The sequence below is a fragment of the Parvularcula marina genome, assembly GCF_003399445.1.
Lineage (GTDB): Bacteria > Pseudomonadota > Alphaproteobacteria > Caulobacterales > Parvularculaceae > Parvularcula > Parvularcula marina.
Genome location: NZ_QUQO01000001.1, coordinates 1,452,011 through 1,468,091 on the forward strand (window position 1 = coordinate 1,452,011; position 16,081 = coordinate 1,468,091).

A 16,081-nucleotide genomic window follows, 5' to 3' on the forward strand; every position below is an offset into this window, starting at 1 on the left:
ACGTCCCGACATCCCCTCACCCTGTCCCTCTCCCCGTTTTCGGGGAGAGGGGACGACAAAATGACAGATTTGTGGTTGGCCACTGACCTGTGCAGACAGTAACGTGGTTAAAACCGGAGCCATCCATGAGCCGCGCCATGATCCTCACTGCTTTTGCCCTGCTGCTTGCCGCCTGCGGCGGGTCCGAGACGGCAACGCCCGCCGCAACGCCAGAAGCGGTCGAGGCGCCGGCACCAGCCGAGAGCGAAGCCCCGGCGGAGGTACAAAAAACCGAAGTTCAGGCCCCCAAACCGGCCGGACCGCAACAGCTTGAGGTCTATACCTACCGCGTGATCAATAGCTTCCCGCATGGCACCACTGATTTCACCCAAGGGCTCTTCGTTGCAGATGGCGCGCTTTATGAGACGACGGGCCGGATCGGCCAGTCCGCCCTGATCCGTCATGACATCCTCGGCGATACTGCCCCTGCGCGCCGTGCCCTGCCCGCCGATATTTTCGGCGAAGGCGCTGTCGCGGTCGGCGACCGCATCATCTCCCTGACCTGGCGGGACGGCATCGGCCTGATCCATGATCTTGAGACCTTCGAGCCCGAGGGCACCTTCCCGCTGGAGGGCGAAGGCTGGGGCCTGACCAGTGACGGGGAACGCCTGATCGTCAGTAACGGGACGAACAGGCTGGCTTTCCTTGACCCTGAGACCTATCAGCCGACCGGCAGCCTAACAGTTTCCGCAAATGGCAAGCCGGTGCCGCGCCTCAATGAGCTGGAATATATTGATGGCGAGGTCTGGGCGAATATCTGGCAGACGGATGTGATCGTCCGCATCAATCCCGAGACCGGGATCGTCTCGGGCTTTATCGATCTTTCGGGGCTCTATGCCGATAATCGCGACCCGCGCGACAATGTGCTGAACGGGATTGCGTGGGATCCCGAGAGCGAGCGGCTCTTCGTGACCGGCAAGAACTGGCCACAGATCCACGAAATCGAGGTTATTCCAGCGGAATAATTGACGCCAAGGAATTAATGGCGATGAAAGGCCGTTATCGGCTAGTCTCATTGCCGACGGACAATCACCACGACCGGGAGACATGATCATGAAGCGCATTCTGACCGGGGCCGCTGCCCTTCTCAGCCTCACCATCGGCGCCCACGCGATTGCGCAGGAGCCCGAAGAGCTGCGCGTCTGTGTCGCCGAGCTGCAACCCTGGATCTATGTCGACGCCGAACATGACGGCATTCGCGGCTTTGAGGTTGATGCGCTCAAAGGCCTTGCCGAAGAGCTGAATGTCACGACCAGCTTTGTCGTGCGCGATTTCGAAGACCTCAAACCCTCGCTGATGAAGGGCGAATGCGACATCATCGCGTCGGGCTTCTCGATCACGTTGGAGCGGGTACAGGATGTCTCCTTCAGTGTACCCTATAACCAGACTGAATATCACCTTCTGGTACCGACGGGCTCTGCCGAGAAATATGACAGCCTCGATGCTTTCGATGCGCCCGAGATGCGGATCGGCCATCTTGCCGGTGGCGTGTCAGGTCAGGTCGCCGAAGAGTTCTTCCCGAATGCGCAGCTTGTCCCGCTGCCCGCCCGGATCGACTCCCTTGATGCGTTCCGGAATGGCGAGATCGACGCTTACGTCTCCTCCGACCCCTTTGATGAGATCATCAATCAGGTCGCGCCCGGCGAGTTCACGACCTTTGACGATGAACTCCTGCGCGTGTCGATCGAGGCCTTTGCCGTGCGCAAGAACAACACAGAGCTGCTCGACAAGCTCAACCCCTTCATCATCCGGGGCGTCAACGACAATTACTTCCGTACACTGCACCGCAAATGGTTCACGAAGGAAGAAATGCTGACGGGGTATTGAGTGCTGCCGCCCTTCGGGGCGGTCCGCCTCATTCGTCAGGGGTCGCCACAAACAGCGCGATCAGGCCGATAAACCCGGCATAGCGGAAGGCTGTCTCCAGTACCGGCCCGCGCATGATGTCTGAGCGCCACATCTCATACCAGGTCTCGGCAATCACGATCCATCCAGCAAACAGCATGAAGATGGCAAGCCCGCAGCCCGACAGCGCCATCGCCTTTGCGGCGGTGAAGCTGGGCGCATCCGCTTTGCGGGCCTTCCACATCTTCAGCACACCGAGCGCGCAGAGCCCGCCTGATGTAATCTTCAGGGACAGGATGAAAAGCGAGCCGAGCCACATGAGGACCGGGCTGGTGGTGGCCTGAAAAGCGTCCTCGCGCCCCTCGAATGTCGTCATGGAGGTCGTCATCGCGACTGCCCCCGTCGTGCCGCCCCAGTCGATGACGTTGAAGAAGGCCCCAAGCAGCAGGAAGGCCGCGACCGTCGCCGCCAGCAGGATCTTGATATGTCTGAGCATGATTTTGTCTCCCCTATCCCGCGCACAATATGCGCCTCGCCGGCCGGCCCGCCAAGCCGGGCGCTTTTCCTCGCGCGGTGGGCTTGACGACGTCGTGTGGAACAAATAAAGAACAAAACGAATCGCTCTAGGAGTGCTCGATGATTCTCGATGTACAGACACTCCTCTTCGCGGCCGCCATCTCCGGGTGGCTGGCCGCGCTTTTTCTCCTCGTTCTTCGCGTTCGCGCAGGCCGGGAGGCGCGGCAGCTTGATGACGAATTGACAGCGGCGAAAGGAGAGTTGGTCTCTCTCGGCGCAAGGCTCGAAGCCTTTGATGCCGTGCGCGATGAGCTTGAATATGAGCGCGAGAAGACCGGCCGGCTGGAGCGCGAAAGCGCAGCGCTCGCCACCCGGCTCGAGGAGCGCGAGGCCAATCTGAAGGAGCTGCGTGACAGGCTCGAGAATGAGTTCCGCTCGATGTCGCAGAAGCTCCTGCGTGAAGCGGGCGACACGCTGCTCCGCGAAGCCAAGCAGAATTTTGAGAAACAGCAGGTCATGGCGAAGGCCGATGCGGAAGGCTATTCGAAATCCGTGACCGAACTCTTGAAACCCATGCGCGAGACCCTGACCCGCTATGAGCAGGGATTGCGTGAGATGCGCGACCAGCAAAAGGCAGCCCAAGGCGAGCTGACCGGGCAGATCCGTAGCCTGACTGAATCAGCAAGCGCGGTGCAGGCCGAAGCCCGCACGCTGGCTGCCGCCCTCAAAGCCGGGCCGCGCACAAGGGGACGCTGGGGCGAGACGACCTTGCGCAATGTCGTCGAGCTGACCGGCATGTCCGCCTATTGCGATTTCACCGAACAGCGGGCCGTTGCGGGCGAAGACGGTGCCGGGCGCAAACAGCCTGACATGGTCGTCACCCTGCCCGGCGAGCGGCTGGTCGCCATCGACTCCAAGGTCTCGCTTTCCGACTGGCTCGATGCAGCGGGCACGGAGGATGAGGCCGAGCGCGCCGCCGCCCTCTCGCGCCATGGCGATGCGATCTGGAGCCATGTGCGCAGCCTTGCCGCCAAGGATTATGCCTCGGCCCTTAAAAAAGAGGGCGCGATGGATTTTGTCGTGATGTTCATTCCGGGCGAGAATTTCTTCACCGCCGCCATCGAGGCCCGGCCGAACTTGTTCGAGGACGCCTTCCAGCGCGATGTGCTGATCGCAACGCCGACGACCCTGATCGCGATCCTCAAATCCATTGCCCAGTCCTGGCGCCAGCAAAAGGCGAGTGAGAATGCCCGTGTCGTCGCGGGGCTCGCGCAGGATCTATATGACTCGCTCAGAACAACCGGCGGCTATCTGCAATCGCTCGGCAAATCGCTCGGACGCACGGTCGGCGAGTACAACAAGCTTGTCGGCAATATGGAATCCCGCGTCCTCCCGCGCGCCCGCAAATTCGCCGAATATGAAATGCCGGGCACCGAGAAGGTGCTGGAAGAAGTGCCCTCGAACGAAGAGCTGCCGCGCTTGCCCGATGAAAGCCGCGGTTTCTTGCTTGAGGCGGATCCGGCCCCGAAAGCGGCGGCGAATGGGTAATAACCCTTTCGATTTCGATAGATGACCCGAGGCCCGGCGCCCGCTACGACCGGGCCAATGCGCAAGCCGTCCCTGTCCCTGCCGCTTTTTCAGACCCGCATGGTGATGCTGTGGGAACGGCTTTATGCGGGTCTCGTCCCGATCCTGATCGTCTTTTTCGTCTTTATCGGGCTGGCGCTCTTCGGGGTCTTCGATGCCCTGCCGGGCTGGCTGCATGTCCTGGCGCTGGTCAATTTTCTCGGCCTTCTTGTCTGGGCGATCATCGTTGCCGAGCCGCATCTGATGTTCCCGAAGCGGGCCGAAACGCGGAGCCGACTCGAGCGCGAATCCGGCCTGCCGCCGGGCCAGCTCGCCGATCTTGATGACCGGCCCTTTGCCGGCAGTGCGGACAATCCTCTCTGGCAGATGCATCGCTGGCAGATGATCGACGGGCTCGGCCAGCTTCGCGCCGGCAAGCCCCGCGCGGTCATCGACCGGACCGACCCTTATGCGCTGCGCATCCCGGCGCTCCTTCTGGCCCTGCTCGGCCTTCTGGTGGCCGGTCCGGCCGCGCAGGAGCGGATCAGCAGCGCGATCAAGCCGAGCTTTGGGGACCGCACGCCAGTCACCGCCGATATCTGGATCGAGCCGCCTGAATATACCCGCCAGCCGCCGCGCTTTCTTGTCCGCGGTGAGGCGATGCCCGAAGGCGTTGCAGAAGCCCTGACCCTTCCTGCGGGGAGCATCCTCCGGGTACGGGCAAACCGGGCGGCGGAAAGCTCGCCTGATATCGACGTCACACTCCCGCATCTCCCCTCTGAGGAAGAAAAGCCGGATGGCACACGGACGCCGGGCACCTATACCGCAACGCTCCAAGAGAGCGGGATCGTGACGATCCGCATCGGCCGCGACCGGATGGAGATTCCCGTTGAGCTTGTCCCCGACACACCGCCCACCGTCCGGCTGGTCGGCGAGCCCGCCGTTGAGGGCGGAATCCGCACAAGGCTGACTATCACCGTTGAGGATGATTACGGGATCACCGATGGTGCCACCGAGCTGCGGCTTGCCGCCAATCTGCGCCGCCCGCCCGATGCGCCGCCCATTCCCGGCCCCCTCGGCCCGGCGCGGATCGACGCCCCGGCCTTACGCGGGGAACCCGGCACGCGTGATGTCTCGATCGATTTGACCGAGCACCCCTGGGCGGGCCTGCCTGTTTCCCTACGGATCATCGTCACTGATGGCGCCGGCCAGACGGCAACCTCCCAGCCAATGACCCTCGTCCTGCCCGAGCGAACTTTCTACAACCCTCTCTCCCGCGCGATCATTGAGCAGCGCCAGAACCTCGCTCTCGCCCCGCAGTCGTGGCGGCGCACGTTGAGCCTTCTTGATGCGCTGACCGTCGCGCCGGAAATGTTCGCCGCTGATGCCAAGGAATATCTCCTTCTGCGGACGGCTTTTCACGATGTCGAAAAGAGCCGCGGCGAGAATGTCGACGAGCTGGTCGAGAGCTTCTGGCCGTTGGCCATTGCATTGGAAGATGAGGGGCTGACCCTTGCCCGCCAGCGTCTTGAGGCGGCACAGGAAGCCCTGCGGCAGGCACTCGCCAATGGGGCGTCTCCGGAGGAAATCGACGAGCTGGTTGAAGAGCTGCGGCAGGCCATGGCCGACTACCTTGCGGCGCTTGCCGCTTCCGGTGATGCGCTGGCACAGGAAGAAGGCGTCTCCGAAACGGTTGAGGGACAGGACCTCAACGACATTCTCGATGAGATCGCCCGTCTGCGCCGTCAGGGCGACAGCGAAGCCGCCCGTGCGCGGCTCGCTGAGCTCGAACAGATGCTCCAGAACATGCGCATCACACAAGGCAGTGGTGAAGGCGAAAGCACCGCAGGCGGACCAAACAGCCAGTCCGGCGAGAATGGCGATGGCGAACCCGGCGAAGGTCAGGGCGGCACGCTGGGAGAAGCAGGGCAGCTGATCGATCAGCAGCGCCGCCTTGCCGATGAGACCTTCTCTGCCCGCCGGGGAGATCGTACCCAGAGCGGGCTGGCGCAGGGCCAACTCGACCTCGCCGAGGCCGCCCGCAATCTGAGTGATGAAGCCGCGGGCGAGCAAAGCGCCGGCGCCCAAGCGCTCGATCAGGCAGCCCAGATGATGGAGGGCGCCGCCCGCGCCCTTGAACGCGGGGATCTGACGAGTGCCGGACAGGCGCAAGAACGCGCGATGAGCCTGCTCCGCGACGGGGCCGCCGCCCTTGCTGAAGAAGCGATCGCCGCAGAAGATTCTCGGGACGGAGATGGCCGCGCCGCCGATTCAGGCAGTGTTGCCGGTCAGTCCGCTGACCGCGATCCGCTCGGCCGTCTCTATCAGGGCATGGGCGACAGCGGCGTTGAGATCCCCGACCTTTCTGACCCCGAACGGGTACGCGAGCTGACCCGCTCTTTACGCGAACGCCTGCGCGATCCGGCCCTGCCCGAAGCGGACCGGAAATATATAGAAAGATTGCTGCGGCGTTTCTGAGGTGCCTAGTCGTTCAGGGCACTGATGGTTGGCAGGCCGCGTAACGAGCCTGCATCATCCATCCCGTACCCGACGAGGAAGGCATTGTCCGGCATATCAAAGAGCCGGAACTCCGCCTTGACGTCCCGCCCCTTGATGCTGGTCTTGTCGACCGCCACGCAGGTCATAATCCGCGCCGCACCGCGAGCGGTGAAGAGGTCCCGCGCAAAACTGACTGATTTGCCTGAATCAAGAACGTCATCGACAAGAAGAACTGTCTGGCCTTCGACCGGCGCGGTCACGTCTTTCACGAGCTGGATCTCGCCGGAGGAGACGCGGCCCGTCCCATAGCTCGACAGCTGGATGAAATCGATTTCGGGATCGGCGCCCGCGCGTGTCAGCGCCCGGGCAAGATCGGCCGCGAAGATGAACCCGCCGGTCAGGATCGGCACCATGGTGAATTGCTTGCCGAGCCCGGCAATGATTTCCCCGGCCAGCTCGCCGAGCCGCCGGTCAATGTCTTCGGTCGTGAAAATTGTCCGCATGCCATCCGCCACATCGTGATCCTTCGTCTTAGATCATAACCGGGGCCGGCCTGTCACCTTGCGGCCGTCTCAATCGCCTCGATCGGCAAGGGCGGCAGGGTGGCGCGGCCCCAGCCGCTGCCGGTCTGCTGCAGGGTGAAGCCTTGTGCCTCCGGCGCCGGGGCTGGCACCCCTGCCGTTACGCGGATATCGGCCCGCGCCGTCCCTTCGGGCACCATGGCGCGGACAACGAATGGACGCTCGCCGCGCACCGGCACCGTCACGTCGCTGAGCGAGACGGCCTGATAATCAGCCAGCACCTCGCCATCGACACGCAACTCAAGAAGCGGCAGGGCCGGGATCGTCCCGGCATTGACGACCGTGCCGCGAATTTCGAGGACCGGGCCTTCAAAGGACTGCGCATAACGCGTCGAGACGCCTTTGAGCTCCAGCGCCGCCGGGTTTTCCGGCGCGCCGAAGACACGGGCATATGCTCTCGACGTATCCGGCCAGATGGTCTCCATCAGTTCGCGGTCGCTGAGCGCCACGCCAATTGCGGCCACCATCATGATCCAGACGCTCCAGCCGAGCCGGCGCAGAGGCGTCAGCCGGTTGCGCTCGCGCGCCCTGATCCGGTCACGGAATTTCAGCGCGGCATCCATCCCCTGATTGAGGCTGCGCTCCTGTCGGTCCTGCCGCCAGAGAGAGAGACGCTCCGAAAGCTGCGCGAGGATCTGCCGGGGCAAATCCGCCCAGTTCAAGCCTGTTTTTTCATCGGCCGAGAAATACCCGGCCATCTCTTCAGCCGCGCCCTCGTCTTCGACACGCGGTTCCGGCGCAGGCGGCGCCTGCCTTGGGGCAGAGCGGAACGGATGCGGTTCGAAAGCGGCTTTCACCCATTCCTGCTGTCGGTGCGGATGTTCTTTACCCGAAGAGGCAGAACTCCCCTTCTCTTCATCCCAGCCGGGGACAGCGTCTTTAGGCCGCCACAGTGCGACGACTGTTGATTCGCCTTCTTCTCGCGGCGCAGGTGCAGGCTTGCTGGCTCGCGGCGGCGGAGACGCATGGATATGGCGCGGCGCGGCAGCGGCCGTGAAGGCACCGGCACCGACTGTCACGACCTCGGCATCCAGACCCTTTTCATACCAGACCGTGCCGCAGGCAGAGCAGCTGACCTCGCGCCCCTCCGGCGGGATCGCCGAGGCGGGCACACGATACATTTTCGGGCAGGCCGGACATGAGATCAGCATTGCGCCCTCCGACCGAACACGGTGTAACCACAGGCATGTCGGCCACCACCAACACCTCTGAATTGCCGCAGAAAATCGTCGAATTGCGGGACGTCGCGCTGACCTATGACGGCACGCATGAAGTGCTCAAACACGCCGATATGGTCCTGCGCGAGGGCGATTTCAGATTTCTGACCGGCCCGTCGGGCGCCGGCAAGACGACCCTGCTCAAGCTGATCTACATGGCGCTCAAACCCACCTCGGGCAGCGTGCGGATTTTCGGAGAGGAAGTGCGCGACCTTGCCACCGATGACCGGCCGGCGCTGCGCCGCCGCCTCGGGGTGGTGTTCCAGGAAAACCGTCTCCTCGATCATCTGACCGCCTATGAAAATGTCGCCCTGCCCATGCGCGTGATGGGCTTCAAAGATCAGGATTATCGGGGTGATGTTATGGAACTCTTAAGCTGGGTCGGGCTCGGCGATCACATTCTGGCCAAGCCCCCGGTCCTGTCGGGAGGGCAGAAACAGCGCGTGGCGTTGGCCCGGGCGCTGGTCTCGAAACCCGACCTCATTCTCGCTGATGAGCCGACCGGCAATGTCGATCCGGAAATGGGCGGGAAAATCATGCAGTTATTGCTGGAGCTGAACCGCCTCGGCACCGCCGTGATCGTCGCGACCCATGATTTCCACATCGTCCGGCGCATCCCCATGAAGATCCTGCGACTGAAAGAAGGGCATCTGACCCTGCACCAGCCGCTGGCTGAACTTACGGAGCAGGCCCCGTGAGCGAAACGGCCGAAGACGACGAAGGCTATGTCGACGAGGAGGCGCTCGAGGCCGCCGTGCCCCGACGCCAGACGCCGCTGCTGCCCGAAGCCGGGGCATCGGGCACGCCGCTGATGATCGTCATCGCGGTGCTGGCTTTCATCGCCAGCGTCTCGCTCGCCGGATATTTCATGGTCTCGCGCGCCGCCGCTGACTGGACCGGCGATCTTTCGGGCACGATCACCGTGCAGGTCCGCGGGGCGGCCGCCGACCTCATCCTTCAGGATGCGGATATCGCCGAGGGCCTGTTGCGCGATCATCCGGGCGTCACGGAAGTGGCCCGCATGTCTCGGGCAGAAACCGAAGAGCTGCTGGAACCCTGGCTGGGGCGCGATAATCTGAGCGCGGATATTCCGATCCCGATCATCATCACCGCCGAGATCAGCCCGTCTTTGCGGCGTGATCTGTCTTCCTTACGCAATGGCCTTGCCGAAGCCGCACCATTGGCCGCGCTTGATGATCACGGCCAGTGGAATGACCGGCTGGTCGATGCGGCCAACCGCGCCAAGGGGCTCGCCTTTATCGTCTTTGCCATGATCATGGGGGCAACGGCCTGCGTCATCATCTTTGCAACCCGGGCGGGACTTGCGGCCAATCGCGAGATTGTCGAGGTCATGCACCTTGTCGGGGCGACGGATAAATTCATCGCCGATCAGGTCCAGCGACGTTATTTCTCACTTGGCCTGAGGGGCGGCGCGATTGGTGCCTTCTCCGCCGCAATGATCCTGTTTCTGACGGCGAGTTTCGGTGCCGAAGACGCAGGGCTTTTCCTGCCAAATCTTCAGGCTGCGCCTGCCATGCTGGCCGGGCTTGCCATTGTGCCGGTCGTGATTTGCGGGATCTCCTCGCTCGTGGCACGGATCACTGTCCGGACGATCCTCGCCCGCGAAATTCACTGATCACCCGCCGAACCCAGCCGCCAGGGCCGCTCGGCGGCGCTGGCGGCGGCGGAGCTGTCTCGTCTATTTTGACTTTTTCTTCGTGGCCTTTTTCTTGGCCACTTTCTTTTTCACGGCTTTTTTCTTGGCAGCTTTTTTCGCCGCAGCCTTCTTGGTTACCGCCTTCTTCTTGGCCGCTTTCTTCTTCACGGCCTTTTTCTTGGGCTTGTCCTCCACTTGCGTCAGAGCCGAAGCGGCGAGCGATTTGATCTCCTTGGCCGACAGCGATGATGGGTCTTTCATCGCCTTGCTCGCGATTTTCGCGACGGCAGCCGACGTCTTTTCTGATTTTGCCATTCGTTTTCTCCCCTCCTGGAGCAGGTAATCGAGCGAGCATAGCTTGTGGTTGTACGCCGTCCAGCGAAGGGTGCAGTAATGGAAGACACAAGTCTAGGCCGTTGAGAGTCATGGATTTTTAACCCTGCCAGCGTGACGGGGATCACTGCCAAGTCGGCCCGAAAAGCGCACTGTTGACGCTGTAGCGTCAGGAGTGCCCCGAAATGACCCGGCCGCAAGCCATCAAATCCCCCGGCCATGCCGTCCCGCCGCACGCCCGCGCCAGACTTCGCGAGGCAAACCCGGATACTGATGCGGTGATCCTGCGAATCGTCCGCCAGTGCGCCCGCTCAAAATCGCAGAGCGCGCCCTGCACCGCGAACTGGTTTTGAGGGCATTGGAGCTTTCTGAGCACCGTCATCCCGCGGTTGATGAGACCAGCTTATCAGAGGCAGATCCCCGCCTGCGCGGGGATGAGCGGGTGCTGAGAATAAAAAAGGGCGCCCCTTGCGGAGCGCCCTTTCGATACAGACCATGATGTCTTCAATCCCTCACGGGACTGATGATTACATCATGCCGCCCATTCCGCCCATGCCGCCCATGTCGGGCATTGCAGGGGCGCTATCTTTTTTTGGCGCTTCTGCGATCATCGCCTCCGTCGTGATGAGGAGACCAGCGATCGACGCTGCATCCTGAAGTGCGGTACGGACGACTTTCGCCGGATCGACGATGCCCATGCCGAGCAGGTCGCCATATTCTTCCGCCTGCGCATTGAAGCCGAACTTGGTGTCGTCCTGCTCAAGCAGTTTACCGACAACGATCGAACCTTCTTCGCCAGCGTTCTCGACGATCTGACGCAGCGGCGCCTGAAGCGCACGGCGAACGATCGCGATACCGGCTTTCTGGTCAGCATTGTCGCCGGTCAGGCCGTCGAGCACTTTCGAAGCATAAAGCAGCGCGGTGCCGCCGCCCGGGACGATGCCTTCTTCGACAGCAGCGCGGGTTGCGTTGAGCGCGTCATCGACGCGGTCTTTGCGCTCTTTGACTTCGACTTCCGTCGCGCCGCCAACTTTGATGACAGCAACGCCACCAGCAAGTTTAGCGAGACGCTCTTGCAGCTTCTCACGGTCATAATCCGAAGACGTATCTTCGATCTGACGGCGGATCTGTGCTGTGCGAGCTTCGATGTCATCTTTCGAGCCAGCACCATCGACGATGGTCGTGTTGTCTTTCGTGATGACAACGCGTTTCGCCGTGCCGAGCATGTCGAGGCCAACATTCTCAAGCTTGATGCCGAGATCTTCAGAGACAACCTGGCCACCGGTCAGGATTGCGATGTCTTCGAGCATGGCTTTGCGGCGATCGCCGAAGCCCGGTGCCTTGACAGCAGCAATCTTCAGACCACCACGCAGTTTGTTGACGACGAGGGTCGCGAGCGCTTCGCCTTCGACATCTTCTGAGATGATGAGCAGCGGGCGCGAGGACTGAACGACAGACTCGAGCAGCGGCAGCATGGACTGAAGGTTCGAGAGTTTCTTCTCGTGCAGGAGGATGAACGGATCCTCGAGCTCAGCCGACATTTTGTCCGCATTCGTGATGAAGTAAGGCGAGAGGTAGCCGCGGTCGAACTGCATGCCTTCGACAACGTCGAGTTCGGTTTCAGCAGTTTTCGATTCTTCAACCGTGATGACGCCTTCATTGCCGACTTTCGACATGGCTTCAGCGATCATCTGGCCGATTTCTTTTTCGCCATTGGCGGAAATCGTGCCGACCTGCTCGATGCCTTCCGAACCCGAAACCGGGGTCGAATGCGATTTGATGGTCTCGACGACTTTCGAGACAGCAAGATCAACACCGCGCTTGAGGTCCATCGGGTTCATGCCGGCAGCCACATATTTGTGACCTTCACGGACGATGGCTTGAGCGAGGACGGTTGCGGTCGTGGTGCCGTCACCGGCTTCGTCATTGGTCTTGGACGCAACTTCTTTAATGAGCTGGGCGCCCATATTTTCGAACTTGTCTTCAAGCTCGATTTCTTTTGCGACCGAGACGCCGTCTTTCGTCGTGCGCGGCGCACCGAAAGATTTCTCGATGACCACGTTGCGGCCTTTCGGGCCGAGGGTCACTTTGACGGCATTGGCGAGGATATCGACACCGCGGAGCATTTTCTCACGGGCATCGGCTTCGAAGCGGACTTCTTTAGCTGCCATTTTCTCTATTCCCTAAAATTCGTTGACGGATGAATGAAGCGTTCCGGTTCCTCAGTCGAGGATGCCCAGAATGTCGCTTTCTTTCATGATGAGCAGGTCTTCACCGTCGAGTTTCACTTCGGTGCCCGACCATTTGCCGAACAGGATGCGATCGCCGGATTTGACTTCGAGGGGGACGATTTCGTTATCGTCGCCACGTGCGCCGGAGCCGACGGCCACGACTTCACCCTGCTGGGGCTTTTCCTTGGCGGTGTCGGGGATGATGATGCCGCCAGCTGTTTTTTCGTCTTCTTCGACGCGGCGGACCAGGACGCGGTCATGGAGCGGTCTGAAAGCCATGGATATTTTCTCCGAATGACTGTGTTGAACGGGCGAAAAGCGAGTGTTTCCGCGGGTTTCTGTGATTTTAGCACTCACACAGGGTGGCTGCTAATGGCGGGGAATTAAGATCGGCGACGGGGTCCGTCAAGGCCGGAGAACCGCAAATAAACTTATCTTCAGCGGATGTGGCGGCGTAAGCAGGAGTGATGATCAACATGTTCCTTGCCGCCGCCCTCTTATTCACGTCCCCAAGCTCGGAGGAGGAAGCCGTACTCGCAACCGTCGATGCGACGTTCAAGGCTTTCTATGCTGGGGATTCCGCCCGGATGGAGCCCCTGCTGGCTGAAGGTGTACAGCTCTGGCCGCTGACGCTGGACGCAAGCAAGGACATGCCGGTCCGCAAATCTCCGCCGCTCAGTCGCGAAGCCTGGCTCGCGCAGATTGAGGGAGAAGAAGGCCGGTTTGCCGAGGTTTACTGGGATCCGGTCGTCCAGATCCGCGCCGAACGCTTCGCCCATGTCTGGACACCCTATGTCATCTATGCCGATGGCGAGCGGGTCCATTGCGGTATTGATGCCTTCACGCTGATGAAGCCCGAAGACAAATGGCTCATCACGGATCTGGCATTCACCATGGAGCCGCAAGCCTGCGATGAGCTTGGTTGGCCAGAAGCACGGGCGCGAGTGCGACCGGCGAGTCTGCGGCCTCACCTTCCCCCAGCGGAATGATCCACACACTCTTTCATTATTGAAGAGACAGCCTGCTGCTGCCGCGAATTATGCCGTATTCGCGTTGCGAATTTAACCAGTGTCTAGTTTTTTCGGCCTAGAGGCGCCCCATCAGCTCAATCTGTACGGAGTTCCGATGCTTGATCTCGCCGCCGCCCTCTTCACTCTCAACGCTATTGCCCAAGATGAGGCCATCTATGCCGATGTCGGCTATGCGCATGTCACCTTCCTGACCGATGATGATTTCGGGTTTGAGACCACGTCGAACAGCGTGATCAGCCATGTCGGCTGGAACGCGACAAAATATTTCGGTGCCGAAGCCGAGATCGGCATCGTCTCCTTCCCCGAAGAGAACAGCAATGACATCCTGTCCGCCGAGGTGAAGACGACCGTGACGCTCGGCGCGTATGGGGTCGCCCGTTATCCGTTGACGGAGCAGGTCACGGTCTATGGTCGCGCCGGCTATGTCTATGCCGATGCGGAATTCACTGTCGAAGCCTTCGGTATGGAAACCGTGTCAGAGGATACGTTCCAGGGCATCGGTTATGGTGGCGGGCTCCGCTGGCACCTTGGCGAGACCCGGAATGGTATCCGCACGGAATTTACCCATTACGACCTCAAGGATATCGAGGCCCGGGCTTTCACCCTCGCCTTCCAGCGTCACTTTTAAGGGCGCTTAGCCCTCATAGAACAGGAAAGTGTTGAGGGTCAGTCGGCCCTCACGCGGATTGTCCGACAGGACAGGGTTCTCAGGAATCATCCCGGAATGCAGCGAACAGCCGCGATAAGCGAGGAGCCGGTTAAAGCGCGCCTCATAGGCGGCTGTCTGCTCGAACATCGCGGATGAGCCGCGGATATAATCATGTTGCGGCATCCCCTCACGCCTTGCATCGGCTTCTAGGGAGGCCTTGTAGGATGACTGGCGGCCTTCCGTGATCGTCTCAAACCCGGTCGTCCGGTGGCGGTAGAAGGCGGTCCCGCCATGTCCAGGCGGGCAGAGATAATGCAGCACCGCGATGATGCCGGTGTCCGTGCCGTCATAATGCGGAATACACTGGATCGGCATCAGTTCCTCGGGCGACTTGGTCACGATGGAGAAATACCCTTCGTGAACGGAGAGCTTTCCCCCCTGCCAACCGAAAGCCTCAGGACCGACCGAGGCAATCGCATCACGAACGGATTCGAGATACCCCTTTGGCGCCGGTGCGCGGACTCCCGGATAATAGGCGCTTTCGAGATCGAACGTGCTGGTGGTGGCCATCTCGACCAGCTGCTCTGGATCCGGAAAGGCATTGTCGACATGGATGACCGGCTGTTCTTCAAAGCCGATGCGGTCAATCTGCAATGTGTGGCCGCTCACTCGTCCGTACCCGCCAAAACCCCGGGCGCTGCTTCACCCGTCACTGTGTTAGAGGACGAGGGCGCAAGGTCATCTGCTCCGCTTTGCTGAGGCGGGAGACCATCGCCGCGTAGCGGGATTGAGGGCCCGGACATCCAGCCCCAGAGAGCACCGCCGCCAACCGCCACGCCGGGCGTCACGGTTCGCCCAAAATCACTGGTCGAGACACCCACCCGCGCACTGCCAACACCATATCCCACGCCGACCCCAACGCGCGGTGAAGCGCAGGCCGCAAGGGAGATCATCAGGAGCAAGGATAAAGCGATTGATTTCATGGCCAAATCTTACGCCGAAACCGGCCAGCCGTCACCCGCACACTTCATCTCCGCATAACCATCATATGCAGGGCGAATAGGCACGCGCCCGCGCATCATGCTATGGGCAAGAAAAAGATAAGCTCAAACGAGCAAGGGAGGAGTTGGATACGCATGTTCCAGCCCGAAACCTTCGAGATTTTCACGCCGCGCGTTTATCCGCTGCGGGCACTGGCCGCGACTTTGCGCCTGATCAACAACAAGGAAGACACCTCGCAGGTCTACCGGGTGACCTCGTCGCTCGATGGTCCGACGATTGAGCGCGCCTATCAGATCTTCAGATCCGATCCGATGGGGGCGGAGTATCTCGCCAGTGGCCGCGAGCTGCGCGATGTCCTCTCTGACCGCGACGCTTTGCGCGCGCTGCCGGAGAATTCATTCGGTCGGGCCTATCTTGATTTCGTCGAGAGCGAAGGGCTGTCGCCCGAAGGCTTCCAGACGGAGATGGATGGCAGCGGTGAAGTCTTTGACGAGGCGGGACCCGAGCGGCAGAAATTCCTCTACCGTGTACGTCATACCCATGACCTTCTTCATGTCCTGACCGGTTATGGCCGGGACATGATCGGGGAGCTGTGCCTTCTTGCTTTCACCCGCCGGATTTCAGGCAGCCGGGCGCTCGCGCTGATTGTTGCGCTCGGCCAGTTCAAGGCGATCAGTGTCTTCAAGGGATATCCTGTGCGTGCCGCCCTCAAAGAAGGTGGCCAGCTCGGCCTTGCGACCGAGCGGTTGTTGCTCCAGCGCTGGGAGGATCTTCTGCCCCTGCCGATAGAGACCGTCCGGGAACGGCTCAATATTGGCCGTCCAGAGATCTATCTCTCGATCAAGGAAAAGGCCGCCACACGCGACCGTGATTACCGCCAGACCCTGACGGCGGCAGAGGCTGCCTGAGCGGCAG

General features: G+C 61.3%; 18 protein-coding genes. 10 read left to right on the plus strand and 8 right to left on the minus strand.

The features are described from left to right. Positions 1 to 125 precede the first annotated feature (125 nt). Together DX908_RS06850 and DX908_RS06855 are read left to right on the plus strand one after the other, a co-directional pair. On the plus strand, positions 126 to 1,004 hold the full coding sequence (locus DX908_RS06850; protein WP_233508646.1) for a glutaminyl-peptide cyclotransferase: 879 nt from the start codon (positions 126 to 128) through the stop codon (positions 1,002 to 1,004). An 88-nt stretch (positions 1,005 to 1,092) separates the two neighbouring features. Then, positions 1,093 to 1,866 carry a substrate-binding periplasmic protein gene (locus tag DX908_RS06855; protein WP_158548564.1) on the plus strand — a complete coding sequence of 258 codons (774 nt, stop codon included), beginning with the start codon at positions 1,093 to 1,095 and terminating at the stop codon, positions 1,864 to 1,866. A 28-nt stretch (positions 1,867 to 1,894) separates the two neighbouring features. On the opposite strand, the gene DX908_RS06860 is transcribed toward DX908_RS06855, so the two are convergent. Further along, positions 1,895 to 2,380, minus strand: coding sequence for a DUF2165 family protein (locus DX908_RS06860; RefSeq protein ID WP_116391665.1), 486 nt, complete (start codon positions 2,378 to 2,380; stop codon positions 1,895 to 1,897). Positions 2,381 to 2,520: 140 nt separating this feature from the next. Here DX908_RS06860 and DX908_RS06865 point away from each other — a divergent pair, with 140 nt between their 5' ends. Then, the gene (locus tag DX908_RS06865) at positions 2,521 to 3,948 is read left to right on the plus strand and encodes a DNA recombination protein RmuC (RefSeq protein ID WP_116391666.1); all 1,428 of its coding nucleotides are present in this window, start codon (positions 2,521 to 2,523) and stop codon (positions 3,946 to 3,948) included. A gap of 21 nt (positions 3,949 to 3,969) precedes the next feature. Next, the gene (locus DX908_RS06870) at positions 3,970 to 6,444 is read left to right on the plus strand and encodes a DUF4175 domain-containing protein (protein ID WP_116391667.1); all 2,475 of its coding nucleotides are present in this window, start codon (positions 3,970 to 3,972) and stop codon (positions 6,442 to 6,444) included. Positions 6,445 to 6,449: 5 nt separating this feature from the next. On the opposite strand, the gene DX908_RS06875 is transcribed toward DX908_RS06870, so the two are convergent. Together DX908_RS06875 and DX908_RS06880 are read right to left on the minus strand one after the other, a co-directional pair. Next, on the minus strand, positions 6,450 to 6,968 hold the full coding sequence (locus tag DX908_RS06875) for a phosphoribosyltransferase (RefSeq protein WP_147303744.1): 519 nt from the start codon (positions 6,966 to 6,968) through the stop codon (positions 6,450 to 6,452). A 53-nt stretch (positions 6,969 to 7,021) separates the two neighbouring features. Beyond that, entirely contained in the window at positions 7,022 to 8,197 is a 1,176-nt protein-coding gene (locus DX908_RS06880) for a zinc-ribbon domain-containing protein (RefSeq protein ID WP_116391669.1), read from the minus strand. A 35-nt stretch (positions 8,198 to 8,232) separates the two neighbouring features. Between DX908_RS06880 and DX908_RS06885 the strand changes: the two genes are divergently transcribed. Together DX908_RS06885 and DX908_RS06890 are read left to right on the plus strand one after the other, a co-directional pair. Continuing rightward, positions 8,233 to 8,961 (plus strand): cell division ATP-binding protein FtsE, encoded by a 729-nt coding sequence (locus tag DX908_RS06885; RefSeq protein ID WP_116391670.1) that lies wholly within the window; start codon positions 8,233 to 8,235, stop codon positions 8,959 to 8,961. Next, the gene (locus DX908_RS06890; RefSeq protein WP_116391671.1) at positions 8,958 to 9,899 is read left to right on the plus strand and encodes a cell division protein FtsX; all 942 of its coding nucleotides are present in this window, start codon (positions 8,958 to 8,960) and stop codon (positions 9,897 to 9,899) included. The genes DX908_RS06885 and DX908_RS06890 overlap by 4 nt, the downstream gene beginning before the upstream one ends. Before the next feature lie 63 nt (positions 9,900 to 9,962). Here the strand turns inward: DX908_RS06890 and DX908_RS06895 are convergent, their stop codons facing one another. Then, on the minus strand, positions 9,963 to 10,235 hold the full coding sequence (locus DX908_RS06895; protein ID WP_116391672.1) for a hypothetical protein: 273 nt from the start codon (positions 10,233 to 10,235) through the stop codon (positions 9,963 to 9,965). Positions 10,236 to 10,438: 203 nt separating this feature from the next. Here DX908_RS06895 and DX908_RS16305 point away from each other — a divergent pair, with 203 nt between their 5' ends. Beyond that, on the plus strand, positions 10,439 to 10,606 hold the full coding sequence (locus DX908_RS16305) for a hypothetical protein (protein ID WP_158548566.1): 168 nt from the start codon (positions 10,439 to 10,441) through the stop codon (positions 10,604 to 10,606). A 174-nt stretch (positions 10,607 to 10,780) separates the two neighbouring features. On the opposite strand, the gene groL is transcribed toward DX908_RS16305, so the two are convergent. Next, on the minus strand, positions 10,781 to 12,424 hold the full coding sequence (groL, locus tag DX908_RS06900; RefSeq protein ID WP_116391673.1) for a chaperonin GroEL: 1,644 nt from the start codon (positions 12,422 to 12,424) through the stop codon (positions 10,781 to 10,783). Positions 12,425 to 12,475: 51 nt separating this feature from the next. Continuing rightward, positions 12,476 to 12,763, minus strand: coding sequence for a co-chaperone GroES (gene groES / locus DX908_RS06905; protein ID WP_116391674.1), 288 nt, complete (start codon positions 12,761 to 12,763; stop codon positions 12,476 to 12,478). 188 nt (positions 12,764 to 12,951) lie between these two features. On the opposite strand from groES, the gene DX908_RS06910 reads away from it, so the two are divergent. Beyond that, entirely contained in the window at positions 12,952 to 13,473 is a 522-nt protein-coding gene (locus tag DX908_RS06910; protein ID WP_116391675.1) for a nuclear transport factor 2 family protein, read from the plus strand. A gap of 136 nt (positions 13,474 to 13,609) precedes the next feature. After that, a complete protein-coding gene (locus tag DX908_RS06915) occupies positions 13,610 to 14,143 on the plus strand; it encodes an outer membrane beta-barrel protein (RefSeq protein WP_116391676.1) in 534 nt (177 codons plus the stop codon). Between the two features lie 6 nt (positions 14,144 to 14,149). On the opposite strand, the gene DX908_RS06920 is transcribed toward DX908_RS06915, so the two are convergent. Continuing rightward, positions 14,150 to 14,833 carry a DUF6445 family protein gene (locus DX908_RS06920; protein ID WP_116391677.1) on the minus strand — a complete coding sequence of 228 codons (684 nt, stop codon included), beginning with the start codon at positions 14,831 to 14,833 and terminating at the stop codon, positions 14,150 to 14,152. Next, positions 14,830 to 15,147: a hypothetical protein gene (locus DX908_RS06925; RefSeq protein WP_116391678.1), complete on the minus strand. Its 318-nt coding sequence runs from the start codon at positions 15,145 to 15,147 to the stop codon at positions 14,830 to 14,832. Before DX908_RS06925 ends, DX908_RS06920 begins: the two co-directional genes overlap by 4 nt. Positions 15,148 to 15,300: 153 nt before the next feature. Here DX908_RS06925 and DX908_RS06930 point away from each other — a divergent pair, with 153 nt between their 5' ends. After that, positions 15,301 to 16,074 (plus strand): Coq4 family protein, encoded by a 774-nt coding sequence (locus DX908_RS06930; RefSeq protein ID WP_116391679.1) that lies wholly within the window; start codon positions 15,301 to 15,303, stop codon positions 16,072 to 16,074. The last annotated feature ends 7 nt before the right edge of the window (positions 16,075 to 16,081 follow it).

Excerpts from the sequence above, each read along its gene's own strand:
- DX908_RS06870 (WP_116391667.1), top strand. The coding sequence starts at position 3,970 with ATGACCCGAGGCCCGGCGCCCGCTACGACCGGGCCAATGCGCAAGCCG.
- DX908_RS06925 (WP_116391678.1), bottom strand. The coding sequence starts at position 15,147 with ATGAAATCAATCGCTTTATCCTTGCTCCTGATGATCTCCCTTGCGGCC.
- DX908_RS16305 (WP_158548566.1), top strand. The coding sequence starts at position 10,439 with ATGACCCGGCCGCAAGCCATCAAATCCCCCGGCCATGCCGTCCCGCCG.
- DX908_RS06860 (WP_116391665.1), bottom strand. The coding sequence starts at position 2,380 with ATGCTCAGACATATCAAGATCCTGCTGGCGGCGACGGTCGCGGCCTTC.
- DX908_RS06880 (WP_116391669.1), bottom strand. The coding sequence starts at position 8,197 with ATGCTGATCTCATGTCCGGCCTGCCCGAAAATGTATCGTGTGCCCGCC.
- DX908_RS06910 (WP_116391675.1), top strand. The coding sequence starts at position 12,952 with ATGATCAACATGTTCCTTGCCGCCGCCCTCTTATTCACGTCCCCAAGC.
- DX908_RS06850 (WP_233508646.1), top strand. The coding sequence starts at position 126 with ATGAGCCGCGCCATGATCCTCACTGCTTTTGCCCTGCTGCTTGCCGCC.
- DX908_RS06895 (WP_116391672.1), bottom strand. The coding sequence starts at position 10,235 with ATGGCAAAATCAGAAAAGACGTCGGCTGCCGTCGCGAAAATCGCGAGC.
- DX908_RS06930 (WP_116391679.1), top strand. The coding sequence starts at position 15,301 with ATGTTCCAGCCCGAAACCTTCGAGATTTTCACGCCGCGCGTTTATCCG.
- groL (WP_116391673.1), bottom strand. The coding sequence starts at position 12,424 with ATGGCAGCTAAAGAAGTCCGCTTCGAAGCCGATGCCCGTGAGAAAATG.
- DX908_RS06855 (WP_158548564.1), top strand. The coding sequence starts at position 1,093 with ATGAAGCGCATTCTGACCGGGGCCGCTGCCCTTCTCAGCCTCACCATC.
- DX908_RS06875 (WP_147303744.1), bottom strand. The coding sequence starts at position 6,968 with ATGCGGACAATTTTCACGACCGAAGACATTGACCGGCGGCTCGGCGAG.
- groES (WP_116391674.1), bottom strand. The coding sequence starts at position 12,763 with ATGGCTTTCAGACCGCTCCATGACCGCGTCCTGGTCCGCCGCGTCGAA.
- DX908_RS06915 (WP_116391676.1), top strand. The coding sequence starts at position 13,610 with ATGCTTGATCTCGCCGCCGCCCTCTTCACTCTCAACGCTATTGCCCAA.
- DX908_RS06885 (WP_116391670.1), top strand. The coding sequence starts at position 8,233 with ATGTCGGCCACCACCAACACCTCTGAATTGCCGCAGAAAATCGTCGAA.
- DX908_RS06865 (WP_116391666.1), top strand. The coding sequence starts at position 2,521 with ATGATTCTCGATGTACAGACACTCCTCTTCGCGGCCGCCATCTCCGGG.